The sequence below is a fragment of the Amycolatopsis sp. NBC_00348 genome (genome assembly GCF_036114655.1).
Taxonomy (GTDB): domain Bacteria; phylum Actinomycetota; class Actinomycetes; order Mycobacteriales; family Pseudonocardiaceae; genus Amycolatopsis.
On sequence record NZ_CP107994.1, the window covers coordinates 3,640,695 to 3,656,255 of the forward strand.

Sequence of the window (15,561 nt, forward strand, 5' to 3'; positions counted from 1 at the left end):
GGAGGGATTCCGGCGGAGCCGTTGGTGCGCGACGACGAACCGGGACGGTCCGGTCCATCCGCGCGGACGAACCCGGTCAGGGAGCGGCGGTCACCGGGGCCAGGAGCAAGCCGGTGACCGCGTCGATCAGGCCGGTGCCGGCGTCGTACCAGGTCGCGCGCGGGGTCGCGGTGTCCTCGGCCAGGGCGCGCTCGCGCTCGGCCGTCATGTGGATCATCAGCTGACGCGCCATGTCGCCGCGCTCGGCCCGGACGTCCGGCGGCAGGACCGCGAGGGTCTGGTTGAGCCCCGCCACGACCTTCGCGAGGACCGGGGAGGTCAGCGACTCCTCGGCGATGATCGCGCGCAGGGCCGGGTCGGTCAGCACCTGGGCGGTGAAGCGCGCGAACCACGTCGGGGAGCCCAGCTCCTGCAGGTACGTCGTGGTCGGGCGGATCAGGCAGGCCACCCAGTCGCGCAGCTCGCCCGGGCCGTCGATGGCCCCGGCGAGCTCGGCGCGCAGCTTCTCGACGTGCTCGGAGTGCTTGCGGACGATCGCGCGGACGAGGTCGGTCTTGGTGCCGAAGTGGTAGTTGACGGCGGCGTTGTTGCCCTGGCCCGCGGCCTCGCTGATGTGCCGGTTGGACACCACCTGCACCCCGTGCTCGGCGAACAGCCGCTCCGCCGTGACGAGGATGGACTCCCGCGTGGCGCTCGCGCGCTCCGCCCGGACGGCCTTCACGTTCATCGGTGCCACCTCGTCTCCCCCGTGCTCGGCTGCCTTCACCTTACGGAGCCCCGGCCCGCCGGACGTCCCTGGCCAGCACCTCGACGATCAGGCGAACCCGCCCAGCCACGCCCGCGCGGTGGCGAGGTAGCCCCGGACGATGCCGGTGTCCGGGGCCCAGGACTCGAACCCGTGCGGCGCGCCCGGTTCGATGTGCACGGTCGTGCCGACGCCCGCCGCGCGCAGCCGGCGGGCGTACTCGACGTCTTCGTGGTGGAACAGATCGATGTCGCCGACGCCGATCCAGGCCGGCGGCAGGCCGGTCAGGTTCTCGCGGCGGGCGGGCGCGGCGTAGTGCGGGAGGACCGCCGCCCCGGGGTCCTGGCCGAGGTAAGCGCGCCAGCCGAGGCGGTTGAGGCGGTTGTCCCAGCCGCGGAGACGCCGCGCGTCGAGGTCGCGGCGGGCGGCGGTGCGGTCGTCGAGCATCGGGCAGAACAGCCACTGCGCGAGCGGCCGCTCCCCTTCGTCGCACAGGCGCTGGACCAGCGCGGCCGCGAGCCCGCCGCCGGCGCTCTGCCCGCCGACGACCACCCGGGCCGGGTCGGCGGCGTGGTCCCGCGCCGACTTCCAGGCGGCGTGGCAGTCGTCGAGCGCCGCAGGGTACGGGTGCTCCGGGGCGAGGCGGTACTCGGCCGACACCACGGTGATCCCGAGCTCCCGCGCCGTCTCCCCGCAGAACGCGTCGCCCTGCACGGTGTTGCCGATGACCAGGCCGCCGCCGTGGATCCACAGGAGCGTCAGGTCGGACCGCGGCTCGCGCGGCCGGTAGATCCGCAGCCCCGCGGTGACCTCGATGTCGACGTCCGGGACCGCGACGGGCCGCATCCGGGCCATGGTCCGGCGCACCAGCCACAGCCCGAAGGGCCGGTCCAGCGGCAACCGGGGCAGCCGCCGCGCCGGGCCGCGCAGCTCGGGTGCGATTTCGGCGAGCTTCACTGGGCCGCCCACCCGCCGTCCGACGGCAGCACGGCGCCGTTGACGTTCGCGCCGTCGTCGCTGAGCAGGAACGTGATCGACGCGGCCAGCTGCTCCGCCGTGGCGATCGGCGGCATCAGGCCGAAGAACGCGCCGAGCCGCTCCTGCCCGAACGCCGACGGCGTGCCGCTCTGTGCGATGCCGGTCGCCACCCCGCCGGGCGCGACCGCGTTGACGCGGATGCCGTGCGGCCCGTACATCACCGCGCAGTTGCGGGTGATCCCGACGACCGCGTGTTTCGAAGCGGTGTAAGCGATCCCGGCCGCCGAGCCGCGCAACGCGGCTTCGGAGGCGATGTTCACGATGGAGCCGGAGCCGGCCGCCAGCATCGCCGGGACGACCGCGCGGATGAGCCGGAACGTGCCGTCGACGTTGACCGCGAAGACGCGCCGCCACAGCTCGTCGCTCACCTCGTGGGCCGGCGAGAAGTCGTCGGCGATCCCGGCGACGTTTGCCAGGCCGTCGATCCGCGTCCCGGCGGCGGCCAGGATCCGCTCGACCCCGGCGGCGTCGGTGATGTCCGCGGACACCGGGACCAGCTCGGGCGTCTCGGCGGCGAACTCGTCGAGCCGCCCGGCCGAGACGTCGACCGCGACCACCCGGCCGCCCTCGCGGGCGATGCGGGACGCCGTCGCGCGGCCGATGCCGGACGCGGCACCGGTGACGACGACCGTACGGCCGTCGAACCGGCCGGGGACGGTCCGCTCCCGTGATCCGGTGGCGGCCGGGACGACGCCGTCGTTGACGCGCGCCACCAGGTCGTCGACGACGTCCTGGCCGAGTTTCCCCTGGCTGAGCGCGACGAGCTGACCCAGCGGCACCTGGCTGATCGGCGCGAGCACGCTCTCGTCGAAGCCCGCGCCGGCGAGCAGGGCCCGGATGAGCGGGCCGCCTTCGGGGTGGGCCACCCACTCGCCGATCGGCGTGTCCGCGGTGATCATGACGACAGCGTACCGCAGGTTTAAATCACTTGCTTGACCAAAGTTCCCGAACTGGGTTTGCTGGAGGTGAGCCGATCACCGAACCCGGAAGGGCACCCATGTCCCCCACCTCGCCCCTGCCCGCCGACCTGGGTTTCGACCCGGACGCCCTGCGCGCGAAGTACCGCGCCGAGCGCGACCGGCGCCTGCGGCCGGACGGCAGCGCGCAGTACCAGCGGCCCACCGGCCGGTTCGGGTACTACGCCGAAGACCCGTACGTCGAGGGCGACCTCGTGCGCGAGCCGCTGCGCGACCGCGTCGAGGCCGTGGTGGTCGGCGGCGGGTTCGGCGGGCTGCTCGCCGCCGCGCGGCTGCGCCAGGCCGGCGTCGGGACCATCCGCGTGATCGAGAAGGGCGGCGACTTCGGCGGCACGTGGTACTGGAACCGCTACCCCGGCATCCACTGCGACATCGAGTCCTACGTGTACCTCCCGCTGCTGGAGGAGGTCGGCCACGTCCCCGGCTGGAAGTACTCGCCGGGCGCGGAGATCCTGGAGCACGCCCGCGCGATCGGCCGGACGTTCGACCTCTACGACGACGCGTGCTTCCGCACCGCGGTCCGCGAACTGCGCTGGGACGACGGCGAGTGGCTCGTCCGCACCGACCGCGACGACGAGATCCGCGCGCGCTACGTCGTCGTCTCGAACGGGACACTCGATCACCCGAAGCTGCCCGGCATCCCGGGCATCGAGACGTTCGCCGGGCACACTTTCCACACCAGCCGGTGGGACTACGGCTACACCGGCGGCACCGCCGACGGCGGCCTGACCGGGCTGGCCGACAAGCGCGTCGCGCTGATCGGCACCGGCGCGACCGCCGTCCAGGTCGTCCCGCACCTCGGGCGCGACGCGCGGGAGCTGGTCGTCTTCCAGCGGACGCCGTCCACTGTGGACGTCCGCGGGAACGGGCCCACCGACCCGGCGTGGGCCGGCTCCCTGACCCCGGGCTGGCAGCGGCGGCGCCGGGACAACTTCCTCACCATCGTCACCGGCGGCCGTGCCGAGGAGGACCTGGTGGGCGACGGCTGGACCGGCAGCGCCCGCCTGCTGAAGGACCTGGTCGCGACCGACGCCTACGCGGACGTCCCGGCCGAGGCACACGAGCTCGCCGACTTCCGGAAGATGAACGAGCTGCGCGACCGGGTCGACGCGCTCGTCGACGACCCGGCCACGGCCGCGGCGCTCAAGCCCTGGTACCGCTACATGTGCAAGCGCCCGACGTTCAGCGACCACTACCTGCAGACGTTCAACCGGCCGAACGTGACCCTGGTGGACACCGCCGACAGCGGCGGTGTCGAAGCCGTCACCGAACGGGCCGTCGTCGCCGGCGGCCGGGAGTACGAGGCCGACTGCATCATCTTCGCGACCGGGTTCTCGGTAGGCGCATCGGACGTCATGGCCGGACGCCTGCCGATCGTCGGCCGCGACGGCGTCTCACTGCTGGAACGCTGGCGGAGCGGCCCCCGGACGCTGCACGGCGTCGCGAGCCACGGTTTCCCGAACCTGTTCCAGCTCGGCTCGCTGCAGAACGCCCCCTCGGTGAACTTCGTGCACGTGCTGGACGAGCAGGCGAGCCACATCGGCGCGGTCGTCGCCGAAGCCCGCAAGCGCGGAGCGTCCATTGTGGAGCCCACGGCGGCGGCCGAGCAGGCGTGGGTCGAGACGATCCGCCGGAAGGCACCGGACCGCTACCGGTTCCAGCTGGAATGCACCCCGGGCTACTACAACAACGAAGGCAAGCCACGAGAACACAGCCAGTCGTTCGGCGACGGGCCGGTCGCCTTCCACGCGCTGCTCGCCGCCTGGCGGGAGAACGGCGGGATGGACGAGGTCATGTGAACGGTCCGGCCGGACCGGGAGCACCTCGGAGCCTGACGTGGCGAGAATCCGGCGGAGGATGGCAGAACAGCCACTGGCCGGTGCGGCCGCGGGTTCCTAGCGTGGTCCACCATGATCGCGGTACTGGCGCCGATCCTGGTCGGCCTCGTCTACGTCCTGCTCAACTCGCTGATCCGCGAGCCGCACCGGCAGCGCTTCAACGCGCTGATGGTCGCCGGTGCCGGGGCGGCCTACCTCTCCGGCGGTGCGCTCGGGCCGTGGGAGCTGGCGTTCTGCGCGGTGCTGACCTACGTCGCGTTCCGCGGGCTCGACTCGTGGACGTTCATCGGGATCGGCTGGCTCCTGCACACCGGCTGGGACGTCGTCCACCACCTGAAGGGCCAGCCGATCCTCCCGTTCGCCCACGACTCGTCGTTCGGCTGCGCGTTCTGCGACCCGGTGATCGCGATCTGGTGCTTCACGGGTGGCCGGTCCGTCGTGGCGTCGCTGCGCACGGCCCGGGCGTAGGCTGAGGGCCATGTCCGATTCCCTCGATGTGCTCATCGAGCAGCTGGGCGAGCAAGGCGACCTCGCCGGCCTCCGCCGCATCGCCGACACCGGCGACCCGACGGCGCTCGACGTGCTCATCGAGGTGGCCACCGAGCAGGAGAACCTCGCCGAGCTGCGGCGCCTCGCCGACGGCGGCAGCACGACGGCCGCGGAAGTGCTCGCCGAGCTCACCACGGACTGACGGGGTTGCCGCCCCGGCCGGCCGGGTATCCCGGGTCCATGAGCGCCAGCCAAGACAGCACCGCCGTCGAACGCGCGGCGCACGCCTACTGCCCCCGCTGCAACCCGGACCCCCAGCCGGGTGATCGGGTCACCGCGTTGTGCGGGGCCACCCACCCCTACTGGGGACGTCGTGAGCGCCCGATGACGCGGTGCCCGGCTTGCGAAGCGCTGGCCGGTGCCGCGGTCCTGCACTGCGGCCACTCCGGCTGAGGCGCACCCCGCGTCACGGCGTGCGCCGAACGCGCCGCGCACGTCCGCGGACACCCCGTGACCAGGCACCTCGCACTGAAGCGTCCGGCCACGCGCGGTGAGATCCGGGCCACCGGAATCGGGTGTTCCGGAACCACCCGGCGAACCGACCACCTAGGCTGACCGGTGTGAAGAGGGTGGGGATGGCCGTCGCGGCCGGGTTCGTCGCTGCGCTGGGGCTGATCATCAGCCTCGGTCTGCTCGGCACCCCGAACGGCGCCGGCGACAACGGTGACGGTTACCGGCTGTTCTGCACCGCCGGGCTCAGCCCGGCCACCCCCGACCACAAAGCGAGCTGGCTCGGCGGCGTCGTGCTGGACTTCGGCCGCGGCACGCCGTGCCCCGACCCGCAGCCCTCGAGCGCCGCGGTGCTGTTCAAGGCGGTCGCGGACGGCGACGGGCCGTTCAGCCTCACCTCGCTCGGCTGGCTGTACACGCTGCTGGTCTTCCTGGTCACCGCGCTCGCGGCCTGGGCGCTGCTCACCCGCGGCTGGCGCCGTCTCACGCTGCTGCTCCCGCCCGTCCTCCCGCTGCTCAACCCCGACTTCGCGCGGCTGTTCCTCTCGACGTTCGGCGAGCCCGCCGGCCTGTTCGGCGCGTACACGCTGCTCTGCGGGCTCGCGGTGATCGCCGGCACGAAGGTCGAGGACGGCTTCGAGCGGCTGTCCGCGCTGCTGCTGGTCGCGGCCGGCGGCGTCGTCGCGGGGCTGGCGAAGATCGGGTTCCTGCCGCTGTTCGTGCTGGCTGTCATCGTCTGCGCGGTGACCGGCGCCCGGGCCGGCGCCGGGCGCTGGTGGTCGGGCCGGCTCGTCGGGCCGCTGATCGCCGTCCTGCTCGTGCTGGAGATCATCGCGCCGATCCGGGCGAACCTCGCCTGGCAGGAACGCAACTACGCCGACGTCAACGCGGTGAACGTCGTCTACACCCTGGGCCTGGTCGAGCTGCCGGGATCGGCGGCCGAGCTGGGCCTGCCCGAAGCCGCGAGCCAGAGCGCGGGTAAGGCGTACTACCCCGACGGGCCGGAGCAGCTGGCCGGCGCGGACGTGCTGCTGGAGGAGCCCAGCGCGGTCAAGGGCAAGGTCTGGAGCCTGCTGCTGGCCCACCCGGCGGCGCTGGCCCGCGCGATCGGCATCGGCCTGCAGGCCACGCACGGCCGCGACCTGCCGTACCTCCCGGACCGCCCCTGGGGCGCGGCGACCAAGGCCCCGGACAACTCGGCCCCGGTCAGCGGTGACATGGGCGGCAACCCGCAGACGTTCCGCGAATGGCTCGACAACATGAGCCTGCCGTGGTGGCCGTCCCTGCTGGTGCTGCTCGGCCTGGCCGGCGCCGTGATCGCCCTGCTGCGCCGCCGGGCGTGGACGAACCGCGCGGGCCTGCAGGCCGGCGTCTCGGTGACGGCGGCCCTGGGCATCGCGGTGATGGCGGTGGTCGGGGACGGCTACTTCGAGATCGCGAAGCACGTCTGGCTGGCGGCGTACCTGCTGGACGTGGCGGCGCTGTCGTTGTGCGTCATGGCGGCCCCGGTGGTCTACCGGTTCGTCCGGGACCAGCTGAACCGACGTCGACGCCCAGCGGCTCCGGTGGCCGAGCCCGAGGCGACCGCTCAGGTCGGCTGAGACCGCACCAGCGCCGGCAGCGCCACCACCAGCGCGATCCCCCGCACCACCGCCGCGACCAGGTACGGCGTGCGCAGCCCGAACCCGTGGGCCACCAGGCCGCCGGCCAGGGCGCCGAACGGGATCAGGCCCCAGCCGAGCAACCGGTAGACACTCGTGACCCGCCCCAGCAGCGCCGACGGCACGAGCTGCTGACGGAAACCGACCGTCACGATGTTCCAGAGCGTCGTGACGAAGCCGTTCACCGCCAGGAACGCGCCGAGCACCACCGGGCCCGGGCTCAGGCCGATCCCAGCGAACGCGACGACGTTCACGCTCAGCGCGGTCAGAAGTGCCGGGAGCGCCCCGATCCGGGCCACGACGCGCGCGTTGACCAGACCACCGAGCACGCTCCCCGACGCCGCTCCGGCGAGCAGCACCCCGTATCCGCGCGCGCCGACGTGCAGCGTCTGCGTGGCCAGCAGGACCAGCGTGACGTTGGCGAGCTGCCCGCAGAAGGTGTTGACGCCGAGCAGAACGGCGAGCGTCCGCAGCAGCCGGTCGCCGCGAAGCCACCGCACGCCCTCCGCGATCGCCGCGCGCGGCCGGTCCGGCGGAGCAGGGCGCCGCGGCAGGGCCGCCACCAGGACCGCGGACAATGCGAACGAGACGGCGTCGGCGCCGAGCGGCAGCGCCGCGGCCACCGCGAAGAGCAGGCCGCCCAGCGGCGGCCCGGCGAACTGGGCGGTGACCGTGGTGATCGCCTGCTGCCGGCCGTTCGCCCGGTGCAGCAAGGGTTTCGCGACGAGGTCCGGCAGGATCGCCTGCGCCGCGTTGCCGAAACGACGTCACCCGCCCCGAGTGCGAACGCCACGGCGACGAGGACGGCGATCCCGGCCGCGCCCGCCGCGACCAGGATCGCGGTAGCCGCGGCCACGACGGCCTGGAATGCCTGCGCGCGCCACATCAGCCCGGCGCGGTCGTGCCGATCGGCCAGCGAGCCGGCGGGCAGGGACAGCAGCAGCCACGGCAGGTACGCGGCGGTGGAGACCAGCGAAACGAGCCGGGGGTCCCGGGTGACCGTGACGGCCAGCAGCGGCACGGCCGCCGCGAACACGCCGTTGCCCAGGTTGTCGATCCCGGTCGCCCACCACAGCCGCCGGTACGCCCTCGGCAGGCGAATCTCGATCCGCGTCATGCCCGGAATCCTTCGGCCGGACGGGAAACCGGGACAGCATTTAGCCCACGGCTGCATACTCGGGATCATGGCGCTGACGATCGAGCTCGGGGTGGCCGAGCTGGCGACGACGCGGTTCGCGATCTCGCCGCTGTCGGAAACCGTGGCGTGCCTGCAACAGCTGGCCGGACGCGACCGGGAGGCCGCCAACCTCCCGTGGCTGCGCTGGGCGGCGGACGAGCTCGCGAACGCGCCGCTGGACCTCTCGTGGACGTGGCCGCTGCTCGTCAGCGACCGGCCCAGCTGGCCCGAGTTCCTCGTCCCCGCCCCGCGCGGTTCCGGCCCGTCGATCGACGACGACCTGGCCGCGCTGCGGCGCACCACCGCGCGTCAGGTCCGGGCCAGCCTCGGCCGGGTCTTCGGCGACGCCCTCCCCGAGCCCGTCGCGGCGCTCGCCGCGCACCCGGAGGCCGGCCTGGACACGATCGCCGCGGAACTGCGCGCGGCGCACGACCGGCTCGTCGCGCCGCACTGGCCGCGGATCCGGGCCGTCCTCGACGCCGACGTCGGGCACCGCGCCAAGCAGCTCGCCGCGGGCGGCAGCGCGCGGCTGTTCACCGGCCTGCACCCGGACCTGCGCTGGCAGGACGGAAAAGTCGTGCACACCGGCGCGCGCCGGCGGGCGGACCACGTCGTGCACCGGGGGCCCGGCGGGCTGGTCCTCATCCCGGTCGCGCTCGGCTCGCCGTACGCGCTGATCAAGGGGAACACGTCGACCCAGACCACCGTGCGCTACCCGGCCCGCGGCCGCGGGGCGATCTGGACGGCGGGGACACGACCGCCGCCCGGCAGCACGATCCGGCTGCTCGGCCGGGCCCGGGCCGGGCTCCTGGAGGCGCTGCGCTCCCCCGCGACGACCACCGACCTCGCGCGAGCCCTCGGCGTCACGCCCAGCGCCGTCTCCCAGCACCTCGGTGTGCTGCGCGACAGCGGATTGGTCGAGCGGGAACGTTCCGGGCGCCAGGTCCTGTACCTGGTCACGGCGCTCGGAACGGCCCTGCTCGACCGCTGACTCAGGCCGCCAGCGACGACAGCGGCACCGCGAACACCGACCGCCCGCACGTCTGGCCCTGCGCGGTGCAGTCCGCCGTCGACCACTCCGACTGGGACCAGACCAGGCCCGTCGACCAGTCGTACGTCAGCGCCTCCGGGTGGACCGCCCAGCAAGCAGCGGTGGAGCCACACATGACCGACGTGCTCTGCGTCGTCGTCTGGGTCCAGAGCTGGCCGTTGATCGTGGCCGAGCTGTGGGCGACGTACCACTTGCCGCCGTGGGACAGGACGCCCTGCATGTTGCCCACCGAGCTGCGGAACGCCTCCGTCGCGGTCCCGGTCAGCAGGTAGTCCGCGCCCATCGGGAAGCGGTAGAGCCGGCCGTGCAGGCTCTGGTCGGAGAAGTACTCCGTCGTCACGACGCTGGCCGGGCTGGTGCTGCGGTCCAGGGAGATCGACGAGAAGCACGGCACCCCGGTGTCGGCGGCCATGCTGCACGTGCCGCCCGCGTAGGTGTAGTAGCCGACCTGCATCATCGCGTACTTGTACGTGTACGCCGCATATCCGCCCGACGTCTTGCCGATCGCGTTCGACGTCGTGTCGGTCAGCTGCAGGATGTGCTTCGTGCTGAACACCCGGATCGCGGTCGAGGTGTTCCCGACGGCGGTGACGTAGATCTTGTCGCCGTACCAGGCCATCCCGCCCATGTGGGCCTTCGCCGCCGAGAAGGTGCTGCCGGTGCTGTTCGGCACGGCCAGGTACACCATCCGGTGGGCGGCGGAAGCGGGGGCGTCGTAGTTGACGGCCTGGATCCGCGCGTCGTCGTAGCGGCCGAGCGCGTCGGTGCTGTGCCAGCCGGACAGGATGATCTTGTCCGCGCCCCACAGGCCGTCGTCGTCGGCGTCGCCGGACGTCGTGATGCCCTGCGGCACCCAGGTCGTGCTGCCCGCGCGGTCGGCGTCCCAGCACAGCGACTTCGTGGCGGCCGGCGCCTTGGGCAGCGCGGCCTTCTCCGCGCCGGTGCAGCCGGTCATCGCGTAGCTGGGGTCGTTGACGACGGTGTTGAGGCTGACGTTCGGCAGCGCGTTGTCCAGCGCGGTCAACGCGGCGGCCGGGGTCGCGTGCCAGACCAGGTTCTGCTTGGTCGTGGTCGTCAGCGGGTCGCTGTAGGCGGCACTCGCCGTGCCTGGCAGCGCCAACGCACCGGCCACCACGGCCAGCACGAGAAGGAGCACTCGGGGAATTCGCATGGCGCCATTGCCGCACGCGCCGGTCAAAGTTTCGTACAACGGCTTTTGTACTGACCCGCTGTACTACTCCGCGAGCGAGAGCACCGTCCGCGCCTGTTCGACCATGGCGACGTCGAGGAAGGTGCCGTCGGCGAGGGCGATCGCGCCGACCCCGGCCGCCGTCGCACCCGTGACGCGCTCGACGACCTCACGTGCCCGCGCGATCTCCTGCGGCGTCGGCAGGAACGCGGCCCGGATCGTGGCCAGCTGCACCGGGTGGATCGCCGTCCGGCCGCGGAAGCCGAGCGCCCGCCCGGCCCGGCAGGACTCGGCCAGGCCGTCGAGGTCCCGGACATTCGCGTAGGCCGACATCACGGGCGGCGCCAGCCGGGCCGCGCGGGCCGCGACGATCACGCGGCTGCGGGCCCACGTCAGCCCGGCGTCGTCGGCGACACCGAGGTCCGAGCGCAGGTCGGCTTCACCGAGGCCGAGCGACGCGATCCGCGGCGACGCCGTCGCGATGTCGAGGGCCCGTTCGACGCCCAGCGCGGACTCGATGAGCGGGTGCAGTGCGCGATCCGGCAGAGCGGCCGCGACGGCCCGGATCTCCTCGGGCGACTCGACTTTCGGCAGCCGTACGCCCACTTCCAGCGGCAACGCGGCGACCGCCGCGAGGTCGGCCGCGTGCCACGGTGTGCTCGGGTGGTTGACGCGCACCTGCACCGGACGCGCGACGGAAGCCAGTAGCCGCAGGACGTTCGCCCGCGCCGCGTCCTTGTGCGCGGGCGCGACGGCGTCCTCCAGGTCGACGAGCACGACGTCGGCCGCGGAATCGAGGGCCTTGGCCACCCGGTCCGGCCGGTCGGCGGGGGCGTAGAGGAACGTCAGCGGCGGGCTCACACCGCACCCCGTTCGCGCAGCTCGGCGACGCGCTCCGGGGAGAACCCCAGCTCGCCGAGCACCGCGTCGGTGTCGGCGCCGTGCGGCCGGCCGGTGAAGCCGATGACGCCGTCGTGGCCCGAAAGCCGGAACAGCGGGCCCTGCATCAGCATCGGCCCGAGGTCGGGGTCCTCGATCTCGTGGATCGTGCCGAGCGCCCGGAACTGCGGGTCTTCGACGATGTCCGCGGCGTCGTAGATGGGCGCCACCGCGGCCTGTGCCTGCTCGAACGCGGCGACGACGTCGTCGCGCGTGCGCTGTCCGATCCACGTGCCGACGGCGTCGTCGAGCTCGTCGGCGTGCTGCGCGCGTTCGGCGCCGGTCGCGAACCACGGCTCGTCGGCCAGATCGGGCCGCCCGACGAGCCGGACGACGCGCTCCGCGATCGACTGCGCCGACGTCGACACCGCGACCCACTGACCGTCGGCGGTGCGGTAGGTGTTGCGCGGCGCGTTGTTCGTGGACCGGTTCCCCGTGCGCGGCTGGACGGTCCGCAGCTGGTCCCAGCGGGTGATCTGCGGCCCCAGCATGGCCAGCATCGGCTCGATGATGGCGGTGTCGACGACCTGGCCGCGCCCGCTCTGCCCGCGCGAAGCGAGCGCGACCATGATCGCGTACGCCGTGGCCAGCGACGCGACGCCGTCGGCGAGCCCGAACGGCGGGAGCGTCGGCGGGCCGTCGGGCTCCCCCGTCGTCGCCGCGAAGCCGCTCATCGCCTCGGCGAGCGTGCCGAAGCCCGGGCGCGAGCGATACGGCCCCAGCTGGCCGAAGCCGGTGACGCGGGCCAGCACGAGCCGCGGGTTCCAGTCGGCCAGGACGTCGTAGCCGAGACCCCAGCGCTCGAGGGTGCCCGGGCGGAAGTTCTCGATCACGACGTCCGCGCTGGTCACGAGCGCGAGGAACACCTCCCGGCCGCCTTCGCTGCCGAGGTCGGCGGTGATGGTGCGCTTGTTGCGGCCCAGGGTCTTCCACCACAGGTTGACGCCGTCCTTGGCGGCGCCGTGGCTGCGCGACGGGTCGGGTTTGCGCGGGTGCTCGACCTTGATCACCTCGGCGCCCATGTCGCCCAGGTGCATCGCGGCCATCGGGCCGGCGAACAGCGTGGACGCGTCGACGACGCGCAGCCCGGCGAGGGCGCCGCCGGCGGGGTCACGGGTGACGCTCATGCCGGCACGTCCCAGGCGCACCGGAAGCCGACCGTCGCCGCGCGGGCGAGGCCGAGTCCGGGCAGCAGGAGCTTGACGCTGTACGCCGGTTCCCGGCGTCCGCCTTCGACGTACCACTCGGAGCCGTCGGCCCGGTAGTCGCTGCCGCCCTTGAGCATCACGAAGCGCGTCCGTCCGTCCGAGTGTTCGCTTTCGGTCCAGTTCCACACGGCCGGGGTGCCGCGCTCGAGGCCGCCGGTCTCCCCCGCGAGCTGCCATTCGTCCTCGGTGGGCAGCCGCCCGCCGCGCCAGGCGCAGTACGCGCGGGCGTCGTCGAGGTCGACGTAGGTCACCGGTTCGTCCTGCCCGCCGCGGTGCTCCAGGAACCGGTGCGGGTACTCCGGCCGGTAACCGGTGGCCGCGACGAACTCGGCGAACTGGGCGTTCGTCACCTCGGTGGCCGCGACGGCGACCGGCGTGGCCAGCTCGCCGTCGCGTTGCAGCGTCCGGGCGTCGTGCAGGCGTGGCGGGAGCGGTTTCCATTCGTCCACGTAGGGCGCGCCCTGGTACATCCCGGTTTCGCGGGCGCGGTACCGGACGGTCAGCACGTACGGTCCTTTGGGGACGATCACGGCGTTCGGCTCGGGTTCACCGGTGGTCCTTTGTGGACTTACGCGCGTCGCGAGCCGGTGCGGGAAGCGGGCGTCGGGGTCGTGTTCCGCGATGTCCAGGTCTTGCAGCCAGGCGGGTTCAGTGGCGCCTTCGGCGACCTGCAGTGCCGCGCCGATCCCCCGGGCCGGGACTCCGCCCAGGAGGTCGAGGCCCGGCAGCGCACCCTCGTAGTCGGTGTCGCCGCGGTTGACGATCGTCCACAGGGTCACGCCGTCCAGTTCCCAGCTCGACGCGTGGAGCCCGGGTGCCAGGTCGGCCAACGGCGTCCAGTCGCCGTCGAGGAGCAGGTCGCTCGCCGCGCGCTGGACGGTCACCATCCGCCGCACGGTCGCGGCGTCGCGGCGGGACCAGCCGACCCACACGCCGAAGACGACTTCCCAGACCATCACGCCGACGCCGTTGAGCCACGCGGACTGCAGTTCTTCGGTGTGGTCGCGGTGCCAGCGGCGGACGTGGTGCTGCATGTGCCGGCGCTCGTACCAGTGGGCGCGCAGGACGCCGGGCACGGGCGAGTCGGCGAAGAACTGGGCCCACGACGCGGCGTGGTCCTCGATCCGCTCGACCGCGAGCTTCGACTCGCCTTCCAGGACGAGTCCCGGCTTGGCCGCTTCGAGCCGCTCGACGAACTCCGGCTCGGCCTTCTTGAGGGTGTCGAGGAAGACGCCGTCGGCGTCGAGGTCGGCGACGAGCGCGGCCAGCTCGGTGAGGTCGCCGGCGCCGCGGCGGGTGCCGACGTCCCAGGGGTTGTAGTCGACGAAGACCCGCAACCCGGCTCGGTGCAGGTCCTCGACGAGGGCGTCGAGGCCGGGGACGTCGCGGTAGAAGTCCCACTGGTTGCGGTCGTCGAGGCCGATCACCGGGTAGGCGTGCCACAGGACGACGGCGTCGAGGCCGCCGAAGCGGGCGCGGGCGTCGTCGAGGAACCGCTCGGGGGTGAACCGGTGGTCGTCGAAGGAGTAGAGCAGCTCGTCCCACAACCACACCTGGGCGACGCTGTAGCAGGTCTGCGCCCAGGCCGCGCCGGGCCGCGCGTAGGCGGCGCCGCTGTAACCGTGGCGGGCCCGCGCGTCTTCCCGCCAGGCGTGGAGCTTCTCGCGCCACGCGGGGACGTCCGCGGGATCGTCGGGCGCGGCGAAGATCTTGGCTTCGTCCAATTCGGACAGCGGGCCACGCACCGGCGTCGGCCGGTCGATGGGCCGCGGGACGAGCGGGTCGGTCATGACACCCTTCCTCCGAGCAACGCGACCTCATCGGCGGACGGAACGGCGGTCTGCGCCCCGGGCCGCGTCACGGCGAGGGCGCCGGCCGCGCAGGCCAGCCGGGCGGCCGCTTCGACGTCAAGCCCGCGGGCGAGCGATGCCGCGAGGACACCGCAGAAAGCGTCGCCGGCGCCGGTCGTGTCGATGACCTGCACCGGGATACCGCCGATATGCACCGGTTCCCGCTCACGGCGAAGGATCACGCAGCCCTCACCGCCCAGCGTCACCACGGCTACCGGCACGCGGTCCAGCAGCGCTACGGGAGTGCCCGCGAGGTCGGCGGCTTCGTGCTCGTTGACGACGAGGATGTCGACCGCACCCCACAGCTCCGGCGGCAACTCACGCGACGGCGCGGCGTTGAGCACGAAGAGAGCCCCGGCCTTGCGGGCCGCGGCGGCTTCGGTCACGACGTCGAGGGGAATCTCCAGCTGGGCGAGCACAACGTCGGCGTCGGCGATCCGCTCGGCCTGGTTGTCATCGAGCTGCAGGAGGTCATTGGCTCCGGGAGCGACGACGATGGCGTTCTCCCCGCCCGGATCGACGGCCACGAAGGCGGTCCCGGTAGGCGCATCCACGCGCGCGACGAGATCGGTGCGCACACCGGCACCGCCGAGCGAGACGAGCAGCAGATCGGCGGCCTCGTCATCCCCAAGCGCCCCGACGAAGAAGGTATCGGCCCCACCTGCCCACGCGGCGGCAACGGCCTGGTTCGCACCCTTGCCGCCAGGACTGCGCCGCAGCCGATCCCCGAGAACAGTCTCGCCACCACGAGGATGCCGGGGAACGTCGACAACGAGGTCTACATTCGCCGACCCGACGACCACCACACGCCCGCTCACGCCACACCACCCACGAACGCCGTGCCGATCTGCGCCGCCCGCGAGGGTCGTGAGTGGTAATGAGGGTTAGA

15 protein-coding genes and 1 pseudogene are annotated in these 15,561 nt (G+C 73.2%); 6 read left to right on the forward strand and 10 right to left on the reverse strand.

The features are described 5' to 3' along the window. Positions 1–76: 76 nt before the first annotated feature. The 3 genes from OHS58_RS15465 to OHS58_RS15475 form a co-directional block, all read right to left on the reverse strand. Positions 77–727 (reverse strand): TetR/AcrR family transcriptional regulator, encoded by a 651-nt coding sequence (locus OHS58_RS15465; RefSeq protein ID WP_328648721.1) that lies wholly within the window; start codon positions 725–727, stop codon positions 77–79. Positions 728–814: 87 nt separating this feature from the next. Continuing rightward, positions 815–1,702 carry an alpha/beta hydrolase gene (locus tag OHS58_RS15470; protein WP_328648722.1) on the reverse strand — a complete coding sequence of 296 codons (888 nt, stop codon included), beginning with the start codon at positions 1,700–1,702 and terminating at the stop codon, positions 815–817. Continuing rightward, complete coding sequence (locus OHS58_RS15475) at positions 1,699–2,682, reverse strand: SDR family NAD(P)-dependent oxidoreductase (RefSeq protein WP_328648723.1); 984 nt, start codon at positions 2,680–2,682, stop codon at positions 1,699–1,701. The genes OHS58_RS15470 and OHS58_RS15475 overlap by 4 nt, the downstream gene beginning before the upstream one ends. A 98-nt stretch (positions 2,683–2,780) precedes the next feature. Here OHS58_RS15475 and OHS58_RS15480 point away from each other — a divergent pair, with 98 nt between their 5' ends. The 5 genes from OHS58_RS15480 to wsfD all read left to right on the forward strand — a co-directional run bounded on the left by OHS58_RS15480 (position 2,781) and on the right by wsfD (position 7,198). Then, positions 2,781–4,559, forward strand: a complete 1,779-nt coding sequence (locus OHS58_RS15480; protein ID WP_328648724.1) for a flavin-containing monooxygenase — start codon at positions 2,781–2,783, stop codon at positions 4,557–4,559. A 111-nt stretch (positions 4,560–4,670) separates the two neighbouring features. After that, the gene (locus tag OHS58_RS15485) at positions 4,671–5,066 is read left to right on the forward strand and encodes a DUF6010 family protein (RefSeq protein ID WP_247051346.1); all 396 of its coding nucleotides are present in this window, start codon (positions 4,671–4,673) and stop codon (positions 5,064–5,066) included. Between the two features lie 10 nt (positions 5,067–5,076). Further along, positions 5,077–5,289, forward strand: coding sequence for a hypothetical protein (locus OHS58_RS15490; protein ID WP_326949162.1), 213 nt, complete (start codon positions 5,077–5,079; stop codon positions 5,287–5,289). A 38-nt stretch (positions 5,290–5,327) separates the two neighbouring features. Further along, a complete protein-coding gene (locus OHS58_RS15495) occupies positions 5,328–5,540 on the forward strand; it encodes a hypothetical protein (RefSeq protein ID WP_247051344.1) in 213 nt (70 codons plus the stop codon). 167 nt (positions 5,541–5,707) lie between these two features. Beyond that, positions 5,708–7,198, forward strand: coding sequence for a glycan biosynthesis hexose transferase WsfD (gene wsfD / locus OHS58_RS15500; RefSeq protein ID WP_328648725.1), 1,491 nt, complete (start codon positions 5,708–5,710; stop codon positions 7,196–7,198). On the opposite strand, the gene OHS58_RS15505 is transcribed toward wsfD, so the two are convergent. Both OHS58_RS15505 and OHS58_RS15510 read right to left on the reverse strand, forming a co-directional pair. Then, entirely contained in the window at positions 7,186–7,971 is a 786-nt protein-coding gene (locus OHS58_RS15505; RefSeq protein WP_328648726.1) for an MFS transporter, read from the reverse strand. The two genes, wsfD and OHS58_RS15505, sit on opposite strands and share 13 nt — an antisense overlap. Before the next feature lie 107 nt (positions 7,972–8,078). Beyond that, positions 8,079–8,444 (reverse strand): annotated as a pseudogene (locus OHS58_RS15510) (MFS transporter); the annotation flags it as partial. On the opposite strand from OHS58_RS15510, the gene OHS58_RS15515 reads away from it, so the two are divergent. After that, complete coding sequence (locus tag OHS58_RS15515; protein WP_328648727.1) at positions 8,443–9,426, forward strand: ArsR/SmtB family transcription factor; 984 nt, start codon at positions 8,443–8,445, stop codon at positions 9,424–9,426. The pseudogene OHS58_RS15510 and the gene OHS58_RS15515 overlap by 2 nt on opposite strands. A gap of 1 nt (position 9,427) precedes the next feature. Here the strand turns inward: OHS58_RS15515 and OHS58_RS15520 are convergent, their stop codons facing one another. From OHS58_RS15520 to OHS58_RS15540, 5 genes are all read right to left on the reverse strand, one after another. Next, a complete protein-coding gene (locus OHS58_RS15520; protein WP_328648728.1) occupies positions 9,428–10,642 on the reverse strand; it encodes a hypothetical protein in 1,215 nt (404 codons plus the stop codon). Between the two features lie 78 nt (positions 10,643–10,720). After that, the gene (locus OHS58_RS15525; RefSeq protein ID WP_328648729.1) at positions 10,721–11,536 is read right to left on the reverse strand and encodes an HpcH/HpaI aldolase/citrate lyase family protein; all 816 of its coding nucleotides are present in this window, start codon (positions 11,534–11,536) and stop codon (positions 10,721–10,723) included. Further along, positions 11,533–12,741: a CaiB/BaiF CoA transferase family protein gene (locus tag OHS58_RS15530; protein WP_328648730.1), complete on the reverse strand. Its 1,209-nt coding sequence runs from the start codon at positions 12,739–12,741 to the stop codon at positions 11,533–11,535. Before OHS58_RS15530 ends, OHS58_RS15525 begins: the two co-directional genes overlap by 4 nt. Continuing rightward, a complete protein-coding gene (locus tag OHS58_RS15535; protein WP_328648731.1) occupies positions 12,738–14,612 on the reverse strand; it encodes a formylglycine-generating enzyme family protein in 1,875 nt (624 codons plus the stop codon). The genes OHS58_RS15530 and OHS58_RS15535 overlap by 4 nt, the downstream gene beginning before the upstream one ends. Next, positions 14,609–15,490, reverse strand: coding sequence for a ribokinase (locus tag OHS58_RS15540; protein ID WP_328648732.1), 882 nt, complete (start codon positions 15,488–15,490; stop codon positions 14,609–14,611). Before OHS58_RS15540 ends, OHS58_RS15535 begins: the two co-directional genes overlap by 4 nt. Positions 15,491–15,561 lie beyond the last annotated feature (71 nt).